The organism is Sphingomonas sp. LH128, from assembly GCF_000293195.2.
GTDB lineage: Bacteria > Pseudomonadota > Alphaproteobacteria > Sphingomonadales > Sphingomonadaceae > Novosphingobium > Novosphingobium resinovorum_A.
The window spans coordinates 1-4075 of sequence record NZ_ALVC01000448.1; the positions used below are offsets into that span (position 1 = coordinate 1).

Genomic DNA, 4075 nt, shown 5'->3' on the forward strand with positions numbered 1-4075 from the left:
GCTGGCCCTGCTCGACGTAGCCATCGGCGAGTGCTGTGGCGATGTCGGCCACCGGGGCGACCGCGAAGGGGGCGTAGTAGCTTTCGTCCTCCCCGGTCAGCAGGCAGTGGACGGCATGGTGCCAGTCGTCGTTCCAGGTGCCGTCGTAGGGCGCATCGGCGGTAAAATAGCGGACGAGATTGCGTTCGTCCTCGGTGACGAGGTGGATCGGCCGGCCGAAGTCACAGGCGCGGATACGCGCGGCCAGTTCGTCGAGGAAATGGGTTTCGGAATGGTCCTCGATGGCGTGCACCGCGTCGAGGCGCAGGCCGTCGAGGCGGTATTCGTCCAGCCAGTGCAGGGCGTCGGCGATGAAGTATTCGCGCACGGCCGGGGCCTCGAAGGCGATTCCTGCACCCCACGGTGAGGCACGCTCGGGGTGGAAGAACGAGGGGCACCACGCGCCGAGGTAATTCCCGGAAGGTCCGAAGTGGTTGTAGACCACGTCCAGCATCACGGCGATGCCGTGGCTGTGAGCCGCATCGACCAGCGCGCGCATCTCGTCCGGCGTGCCGTAGGCGGGGTGCGGTGCGAAGGGCAGTACGCCGTCGTAGCCCCAGCCCCGGTCGCCCTCGAACTGGGCGACGGGCATGATCTCGATCATCGTCACGCCGAGGTCCGCAAGGCGCGGCAACTCTGCAATGGCAGCGGCGAACGTGCCTTCCTCGGTGAAGGTGCCGAGGTGGAGTTCGTAGACCACCGCCTCGTGCCAGGGGCGTCCCGGCCATTCGTGTCGCCATTGGTAGGCCGCCGGATCGACCAGCATCGAGGGGCCGTGCACGTCGCCGATCTGCGCCCGCGCGGCGGGGTCGGGATAGGGCGTGCCCTCCATGACCCAGCGATAGGCGTCTCCGGCGGTGGCCTCGCCCTCGAACAGCCACCAGCCATGCCCAGCGGAGTGCGCGGGCAGGGCCGTGCCGCCGACCTCCAGCCGGGCTTCCTCCGCGTCCGGCGCCCAGAGACCGAAGCGCCAGCGACCGTCGCCCAGCGGGTGGGCGCCCCAGTGCGTTGCCATCAGGCGGGGCGGAACAGGCAGAGGCTGCCGGGCGAGATCGCGGCGGCCTCGCGATCGACCGGCTCCTCGGTGAAGGGATCGTCGCGCGCGGTGTCGAGCAGGCGCACCCACTCGCCCTCGGGCAGCGTGAAGTCGAGGCCGTCGCCCGCGTTGACCACGGTGAACAGCGGGCGCCCGCCGTCGAGGAAGACCTCGCGGGTCGAGTAGTCGAGCAGCATGCCGAGCACGCGCAGGCCCTGCTGGCCCCACAGCTCGCCGTCCATCGCGCGGCCGTCCGGCTGGAACCAGGCGATCTCCAGGCGCTCGTTGTCGCCGGTCTCGCCCATCAGGAAGTTCTCCTGGCAGAGCACCGGGTACTGGCGGCGCAGCGCGATCATGCGGCTGCAGAAGTCGAGGAAATCGTCGTCCCGGCTCTCCCAGTCGAGCCAGCCGAGTTCGTTGTCCTGGCAGTAGACGTTGTTGTTGCCGTGCTGGCTGTTGCCGATCTCGTCGCCCGAAAGCAGCATCGGCACGCCCTGGCTGACCATCAGCGTCGCCACCATGGCGCGGCGGCGGCGGGCGCGGGCGGCGGTGATGGCCTCGTCGTCGGTGGCCCCTTCGGCGCCCATGTTGTCGGAAAGGTTGTTGTCGTGCCCGTCCGCGCCGCCTTCGCCGTTGGCCTCGTTGTGGCGGTCGTTGAACGAGACGGTGTCCATCAGCGTGAAGCCGTCATGCGCGGCGAGGAAGTTGATCGAACTGGTGGCGCCGCGATCCGAGTGGTTGAACTGGACCGGCGAGCCGATCAGGCGCTGGGCGATGTCGCCCACCAGCCCCTCGTCGCCGCGCCAGAACGCGCGGGTGTCGTCGCGGAACTTGTCGTTCCATTCGCGGAACGGGTGGGGGAAGCCGCCGACCTGATAGCCGCCCATGCCGATGTCCCACGGCTCGGCGATCAGCTTGACGCCGGCAAGGATCGGGTCCTGCCGGATCGCGTCAAAGAAGCCGCCTTCGCGGTCGAAGCCCGCTTCCTCGCGGCCCAATGTGGAGGCGAGGTCGAAGCGGAAGCCGTCGACGTGCATCACCTGCACCCAGTAGCGCAGCGAATCGAGCACCATGCGCATGACCATCGGATGCGCCACCGCCAAGGTGTTGCCGGTGCCGGTGTTGTCGAAGCTGAAACGCGGGTTCTCGGGGCTCAGCATGTAGTATGCGGCGTTGTCGAGGCCGCGGAAGCTGAGGGTGGGGCCTTTCTCCGAACCTTCGGCGGTGTGGTTGTAGACCACGTCCATGATGACCTCGATCCCCGCCTTGTGGAACCGCTTCACCATGTCCTTGAACTGGCGGATGGCGCGCGGGGCGACGTCGCCGCCGCGCAGGAAACGCGGTTCCGGCGCGAAGAAGCCGAGCGTCTGGTAACCCCAGTAGTTCGACAGGCCCTTGTCCAGCAGCATGCGGTCGTCGAGGAAGAACTGGCTGGGCAGCAGCTCGATGGCGCTGACGCCCAGCTTGCGGAGGTGGTCGAGGATCGGCTCGCTGGCCATGCCTTCGTACGTGCCGCGAAGGGCTTCGGGGACGTCGGGGTGAGTCATCGTCAGGCCGCGGACGTGGGCCTCGTAGATCACCGTCTCGGTCCAGGGACGGGAGAGGGACTTGTCGCCTTCCCAGTCGAAGTCCGGGTCCTGCACCACGCTCTTGACCATGAACGGGGCGGAATCGCGGGCGTCGAATGTGGTGTCGTCGCCCGTCGTCAGGTCGTAGCCCCAGAGCGCGTCGTCCCATTGCATCGCGCCGGAAACCTCGCGGGCATAAGGGTCGAGCAGCAGCTTGTTGGGGTTGAAGCGGTGGCCGCTCGCGGGATCGTAGGGGCCGTGGGCGCGCAGGCCGTAGAGCTGGCCGGGCTTCACGCCGGGGAGGTAGCCGGAGAAGATCGAACCTTCCCGCGATGGCAGTTCGAGGCGGGCGGTTTCCTCGGTGCCGTCCTCGGAAAACAGGCACAGTTCGATCGCTTCGGCATTTTCGGAGAAGACGCCGAAATGCGTGCCCTCGCCGGTATATTCGGCACCGAGTTCATGAATCATCCGCTCGGGGCGGGAAAACGCGATGTCGGCGGGATGGTCGGTAGCTGGGCCCTGCGTCACGTGCTGCCTCCTGCATGATGCTGCATCCGCTAACACGCATGGGGGGCGGGAGGTTCCGGGCACGTTTACACCGTTGACACGGTCCAGAGGGAAAAGGTGTCACCTTGGGCCGGAAAGTGTCACCTTAGGTGCACAAGGTGACACCTTTTGCTGACGATGTGTCACCTTGTAAGGAGAAAGTGTCACCTTATGGTGTAACCTTGTGCAGCTGGAAGCGATCGGGCGGGGCATGGGCGCATCGTACCGCGCCGCCCGTCCTGTAGGAAAGCGCCGCTCCTTTATGTGAACAAGGCCCAGCCCGCGAAGGCCCCTCCCGCCACCAGCGCAGGCGTCACCCAGGCGCCCTTGATCCGCCACACGACCGCCAGGGCCACCGCGAAGATCGCGAGCGCACCGAGCGGGGCGGTCACGCGCAGTCCGGTCGCATAGGCAAGCTGCACGAAGGTGGCGGCGATGATCCCCACCACGGCGGCGGCTATGCCTTCGAGCAGGCGGTGCAGCGCCGGATTCTCGACGATGGCCTCCAACCGCTCGAACAGCACCAGCGAGAAGGCGAAGGCGGGCAGGAACATCCCCGCAGTGATGGCCAGCGCGCCGCTCACCCCGCCGGTGACATAGCCCACGAAAGTCACGAAGATCACCAGCGGCGCAGGCAGCACTCCGGCGAGCGCGATCCCGTCGAGGAAGGCGCCGTCGCCGATCCAGCCCCGCCCGACCGTATCCGAGCGGACATAGGGAATGGCCGTATAGGCCCCGCCGAAAGTCAGCAGCCCGCCTTTGAGCCCGGCGACGAACAGCGCGAAGGTCGTGACGGGAATGCCCTGCACGGCATGCAGGCTGTCACCAGAGCCGGAAAGCAGGTGGATCGCGGTCGCCAGCGCGAGGGCGACCGCAAGGATCGCGC

At 67.5% G+C, this 4075-nt stretch carries 3 protein-coding genes; all 3 read right to left on the reverse strand.

All coding sequences use genetic code 11. The features are described 5' to 3' along the window. A partial coding sequence (locus LH128_RS27710; protein ID WP_008833016.1) for an alpha-amylase family glycosyl hydrolase occupies positions 1-1054 on the reverse strand: 1054 nt, incomplete at its 3' end. Beyond that, positions 1054-3171, reverse strand: coding sequence for a glycogen debranching protein GlgX (gene glgX / locus LH128_RS27715; protein WP_008833017.1), 2118 nt, complete (start codon positions 3169-3171; stop codon positions 1054-1056). The genes glgX and LH128_RS27710, both read right to left, overlap by 1 nt. Positions 3172-3449: 278 nt before the next feature. Further along, a partial coding sequence (locus LH128_RS27720) for a chromate transporter (RefSeq protein WP_008833018.1) occupies positions 3450-4075 on the reverse strand: 626 nt, incomplete at its 5' end.